Here is a 5,779-nt window from a genome sequence, read left to right on the forward strand (position 1 = left end):
CGGCGAAGTGGAGACGGTCGCCCACTACAGGGCCGCCGCTAAATTTATGCCGAATGTCGACTTCATTCTCGATATCGGCGGCCAGGATATGAAATGCATCAAAATCCGGGGCGGCGTCATCGACAGCCTTATGCTGAACGAAGCCTGCTCGGCGGGCTGCGGTTCCTTTCTGGAGAGCTTCGCCTCGGCGCTCGGCCTGGGCGTCGCCGAGTTCGCCGAGGCCGCGCTGCAGGCGCAGGACCCGGTCAATCTCGGCTCCCGCTGCACCGTATTCATGAACTCCAAGGTTAAGCAGGCGCAGAAGGAAGGGGCGTCCCTGTCCGGCCTGTCTGCCGGTTTAGCCTACTCTGTCATCAAGAACGCCTTGCAGAAGGTGATCAAAATCCGCAGGTTTGATGAACTGGGAGAGCATATCATTGTGCAGGGCGGCACGTTCTACAACGAAGCGGTGCTGCGAGCATTTGAGCAGCTGACAGGAAGAACGGTCATCCGCCCTGATATCGCCGGTGTAATGGGAGCTTACGGCTGCGCCCTGCTCGCCAGGGAGAACGCGGCGGAGAGCGGCGTCAGTACGCTGCTTGGCCCGCAGGAACTGGAGAGCTTTACTTACGAGGTGACCCAGGGCCGGTGCGGACGGTGCGGCAATAATTGCCCGCTGACCATCAGCCGGTTCCCGGACCGCAGCTTCCATGTGACCGGCAACCGCTGCGAGCGCGGCGCCGGAGGGAAGAAGGAAAAGAACACGCTGCCGAACCTGATGCAGTACAAATATGACCGGTTCTTCGACTACGAGCCTTTGCCGGGTGCGGAGGCGGTACGGGGCGTAGTCGGGCTGCCGCGCGCCATGAACCTGTTCGAGAACTATCCGTTCTGGCATGCGTTCTTTACCGCGCTTCGCTACAAGGTGGTGCTGTCCCCGAAATCGGACAAAAAGCTGTACGAAAGCGGAATGGACACCATTCCGTCCGAAGCGGTGTGCTATCCGGCCAAGATGGCCCACGGCCATGTGCAGAGCCTGCTTGGCCTGGGCGTCGATTTTATTTTCTACCCTGCCATCGTGTACGAGAAGAAAGAGGATAAGAGCGCCGACAACCATTATAACTGTCCGGTCGTCGCCTCTTACCCGGAGGTCATCCGCAACAATATGGACGGCCTCAAGGAAAAGGGAATCCCGCTCGTCAGCCCGTTCCTGACCTTTGACGACACTCAAGCGCTGGTCAAAGGACTGGCGCGGACCTTCCCTGATATTCCGAGGGAGGAAATTGCCGCCGCCGTGAAGACCGGTCAGGCTGAAGCGGAACGGGCCAAGAATGATTTGCGGCGAAAAGGCGAGGAGACGCTGGCGTTCCTTGAGGAAACCGGGACCAAAGGCATCCTGCTCTGCGGGCATCCTTACCATGCCGACCCGGAAATCAACCACGGAATCGCGGAGCTCATCACGGGCATGGGGCTTGCGGTTCTTACCGAGGATGCGATCTTCCACCTGGGGAGCGGAGAGAGCGATATCCGCATCGTCAACCAATGGACCTATCACGCCCGCATATACAGAGCGGCGCGGCTCGCGGCGTCCCGCAGCGATCTTGAGCTGGTGCAGCTCACCTCGTTCGGCTGCGGTATCGACGCCATCACCTGTGACGCGGTGCAGGAGATTATGGAGCGGAAGGGCAAGGTGTATACGCTGATCAAGATCGACGAGATCAGCAATCTGGGCGCGGCCCGCATCCGGCTGCGCTCGCTGCTCGCGGCGATGCGCGAGCGCGAGCAGGGAGAAGCCGCGCCTCGCACAGCCCGGGAAGACGAGCAGAGAGTGACTTTTACAAAGGACATGAAGTCGGCGTATACGATTCTGGCGCCGCAAATGTCGCCGATTCACTTCGAGCTGTTCGAGCGGGTGTTCCGGGATTTCGGCTACCGATTCAAGGTGCTTGAGAAGTCCGGTCCCGAGGAGACGGAGGAGGGGCTGAAGTATGTCAACAACGATGCCTGCTATCCGGCGATTGTAACGATCGGCCAGATTCTGTCGGCGCTGCAGAGCGGCGATTACGATCCGGACCGGACCGCAGTCATCATGTCGCAGACAGGCGGAGGCTGCCGGGCAACGAATTATATTTCCCTGCTGCGCAAGGCGCTGAAGGATGCGGGGCTCGGAAAGATTCCGGTTCTGTCGCTGAACGCCTCGGGTCTTGAGAGCCAGCCAGGCTTCCGTATTGGCTTCAAGATGATCAACCGGATGTTCGCCGCCGCCTGCTACGGTGATCTGCTCATGCGGCTGCTGTACCGCTTCAGACCTTATGAGAAGGTTCCGGGAAGCGCTGAAGCCCTGTTCCGTGAGGGGATGGAGCGCTGCAAGGACAGCCTGTCCTCCTTCTCGTTCCGTGAATATAAGCGGCTGTCCCGCGAGATTGCGTCAGGCTTCAGCCGTCTGCCGGTGACGGAGGAGGTTAAGCCGCGGGTAGGCGTGGTCGGCGAGATTTTGATCAAATTCCATCCTGACGCGAACAACCGGCTTGCCGATCTGATCGAGGCCGAGGGCGGGGAAGTTGTAATGCCCGATTTTCTCGATTTCTTCTTCTACTGTGTGTACAATCCGATTTACGGGGCGGAGCAGTTCGGGAAGAGCAAGACGCTCGGGCTGATCAACCCGCTGCTCATTACGTATATACAGATGTACCGCAAGCCGATCACGGCAGCGCTTGAAGGTCTGGGACTCGCCCATAAAGACAAGAACATCTACCGTCTCGCCGAAAAAGCCGAAAGACTTGTGTCGATAGGCAACCAGATGGGCGAGGGCTGGTTCCTGACCGCCGAGATGATGGACCTGCTTGATGATGGAGTGAACAATATCGTCTGCATTCAGCCTTTCGCCTGCCTTCCGAACCACATTACCGGACGCGGGACGATGAAAGGGCTGAAAGAACTGTATCCAAGCGCCAATATTGCCGCCATCGACTATGATGCGGGCGTCAGTGTGGTGAACCAGACGAACCGGATCAAGCTGATGATGTCTATCGCAAAGGAACTGGAGAGCGGCGGAGCGCTCTTCCAGGAGTCTGCCGGGCCTGCGGCGGGGACAAAGCTGAAGGCGGTGCAAGCGTAAACGAAAAGCGGGGCGGCATCCTGCTAGGAAAGTTCTCGAAACAGAATAACGGCATAGCCGATATAAAAAGGGACACATTCCAAGGTTGGTTTCAACCGGGATGTGTCCCTTTGGCTTCTATTTGGAGACGCCCTCTTGTTTCCAGCGCTTAAGCAGGGGCAGCGACTGGGCGAGCATTCCTCTGGCATCGGCCTCATTCATTCCCTGCTCCACAAGATAACCGGTGCAGAGATCAATCATACTCTGGAGGGTAATGTCCGGCTGCTTAAACTCGCCGTCTTCATAACAGTACTTGCAGTATTCCTCTGTCTTAACGCCTTCCCGTTCCGTCCCCAGCAGCTCTTCCTCCGGCATTGGCATTCCGCAGCTTTGGCAGAACCGTCCGCTGTGTTCCACAGTGAGTTCCATAGTGTGTTCCATTTTCAACCACTCTCCCGCTAATATTTTATACAGTTACAGTATAAACCGGGGAACTGGACAGCCTACTGTCAGGTTGCCGGGCTATATTTGCAGGCAATAGCCGCCGCCAGCTCGCCAAGCCGCTGTCTGACATGCTGCGGCTCCAGCACCTCGGCCGCAGACCCGAAGCTGAGCAGAAAGCCGTACAGCCATTCGTCGACGGGATAGCGCAGGGAGACGGTATAGCCACCGCTGCCGTCCGCCTGAAGCTCGGAGCAGTCGAAACGCTCCTCCGCGATACGCTTATTTTTGGCAGAGAAATGAAGGATGATTTCGGTCAGGGCTTCATGATCTCCCGGATAGTCATTCCACGGCAAATCTCCGAATGAAAGCTCGAGCCTGGTAAAGACCGTAGTCCCTTTTGCCAGATCCTTCATTCTGGGCAGCTTGAACAGCCGGAAATCCTCCCGCAGTTTGCAGTAGCCGTACAAGTACCAGGATTGCCCCTTCATGACCAGAGTATATGGCTCTACACACCGGACCGTTGCCGTTCCTTCGGCGCTGACATAGGCAAAAGAGACCGTTACGCTCTCCTCCAGCGCCTCCTTGAGCAGAGCAAGCTTCTGCTCGGATACGCCCGGAAGCCCCCATGGGGTGAGGTCGACAACCTGCCGTGACGCTACGCTGCGGAACTGCTGCGAACGCGAAGGCGGTACGACGCTGCTGATCTTCTCCATCAATCGCTCGTGGTCGCCCGTATAGGGGGAGAGGCTTCGCAGAGCGGAAAAGATTTGCGCCAGCTCATGGTCGGTAAGCACATTCCGGTCGAGCCGGTAGCCTTCGATTAATCCGATGCCTCCGCCTCCGCCCTGATAGGTAACCACCGGAATTCCGGCCAGGCTTAGCGTTTCGATATCGCGGTAAATGGTTCGCACCGATACCCCGAACATGTCGGCAAGCTCCTTCGCCTGAACGAGCCGGCGGCCCAGAAGCACGATGACGATGGACAGCAGACGATCTATTTTCATCGGTACGGATCTCCTTTCGGCATGTCTCCGAATACGTATTTTCGTAAAAACCAGTTAGTCATATCTTATTCCTTTTTCCGAACCACGGAAAGGATAGGGATTGCCATTCACTTTATATTCGATTAATATCTAATTAGATATTTATTTAATTTTATGATAGTGAGGATGAAAGTTATGACACACCAAAGCACCGCCAAGGGCGGCATGAGCGCCGGTTATTACCGATTGTTTGCCGCCGGCATCATCAACGGGATCGGTGACCGTTTCAGCCAGGTCGCGATGCTGTCGTTGATTCTCCAGCTTACCGGATCGGGCATGGCCGTCGGCCTGTCGCTCGGGGTCAAGCTCATTCCTTATTTGGCGCTCGCGCCGCTGGGCGGCTATATGGGCGGGAAGCTGCCGCGCAAGACGATTATGATGGCGACCGATATCGCGCGGATTCCGTTCGCCTTGTCTTTTTTGTGGGTTACGGGGGAGGACCGGCTGTGGCTGCTGTATGTCGGCAGCTTTATGCTGGCGGCGGGAGAGGCAATTTACGCCCCGGTGCGGAAATCGTCCATACCGCTGCTTGCGCGGCGTGACGCTCTGCTGAGGACTAATGCCATGGAGCAGATGCTGACCGGCTGCGTGCTCATTTTGGGCGCTTTGACGGGCGGCTTCGTCTCGCACTGGTTCGGTCCGCAGACGGCGTTCGTGCTGAATGCCGTCTCCTTCCTGGGCGCGGCGCTCATCATCTCGGGGATTTCATTCCCCCGTACCCCGCCGGCAGAGCTGGAGATTTCAGCCGAGGGGCCCGAGGGGCACCACGCGGCGGACCCGGTAGCGAATGAAGGGGAGAGCAGGCGTGCTCCGCGCCCCGCAGGCTTGCCCGCTGTAATTGCCGGAAGCGTATGCTTGCAAATTGTGCTGGGCTATGAGCTGCTTGTCTCTATTGTGAGCGGACTCGACAATGTGCTGATCAGTGTATATGCCATTTGGGTATTTCACGCGGGAGATATTGGTGTGGGGGCTTTTTACGCATCGCTCGGCGCCGGGCTCACACTGAGCTTCTGGGCCGGGCGTTTAGTTAAGCGGAACCTGCTGGCGGCTGCGCTGGGAGGGCTGCTGCTGGAAGGGCTGCTGCACATCGGCATCAGCGCGGCCGGAAGCTTTGCGGCAGTCTGCGGATTGTATGTTCTGACATCCCTTGTGTCGGGAATCGGGTATGCCTCGCTCGATACGCTGCTGATGCAGGAGACGCCCGCCAGGCAGCAGC

4 protein-coding genes are annotated in these 5,779 nt (G+C 57.9%); 2 read left to right on the top strand and 2 right to left on the bottom strand.

The genetic code is table 11. The features are described 5' to 3' along the window. On the top strand, positions 1-3,097 hold a 3,097-nt coding region (locus L691_RS0118160), incomplete at its 5' end, for an acyl-CoA dehydratase activase-related protein (RefSeq protein WP_025691832.1). A gap of 117 nt (positions 3,098-3,214) precedes the next feature. Here L691_RS0118160 and L691_RS0118165 read toward each other — a convergent pair. Together L691_RS0118165 and L691_RS0118170 are read right to left on the bottom strand one after the other, a co-directional pair. After that, positions 3,215-3,517: a zinc ribbon domain-containing protein gene (locus L691_RS0118165; protein WP_232229216.1), complete on the bottom strand. Its 303-nt coding sequence runs from the start codon at positions 3,515-3,517 to the stop codon at positions 3,215-3,217. Between the two features lie 68 nt (positions 3,518-3,585). Further along, positions 3,586-4,524 (bottom strand): helix-turn-helix transcriptional regulator, encoded by a 939-nt coding sequence (locus tag L691_RS0118170; RefSeq protein ID WP_025691834.1) that lies wholly within the window; start codon positions 4,522-4,524, stop codon positions 3,586-3,588. A 174-nt stretch (positions 4,525-4,698) separates the two neighbouring features. Here L691_RS0118170 and L691_RS0118175 point away from each other — a divergent pair. Then, on the top strand, positions 4,699-5,779 hold a 1,081-nt coding region (locus tag L691_RS0118175), incomplete at its 3' end, for an MFS transporter (RefSeq protein WP_025691835.1).

This window comes from Paenibacillus zanthoxyli JH29 (assembly GCF_000520715.1).
Lineage (GTDB): Bacteria > Bacillota > Bacilli > Paenibacillales > Paenibacillaceae > Paenibacillus_AQ > Paenibacillus_AQ zanthoxyli.

What these genes read in the sequence shown, in the direction of transcription:
- L691_RS0118165 (WP_232229216.1), bottom strand. Translation starts at nt 3,517, where the DNA reads ATGGAACACACTATGGAACTCACTGTGGAACACAGCGGACGGTTCTGC.
- L691_RS0118170 (WP_025691834.1), bottom strand. Translation starts at nt 4,524, where the DNA reads ATGAAAATAGATCGTCTGCTGTCCATCGTCATCGTGCTTCTGGGCCGC.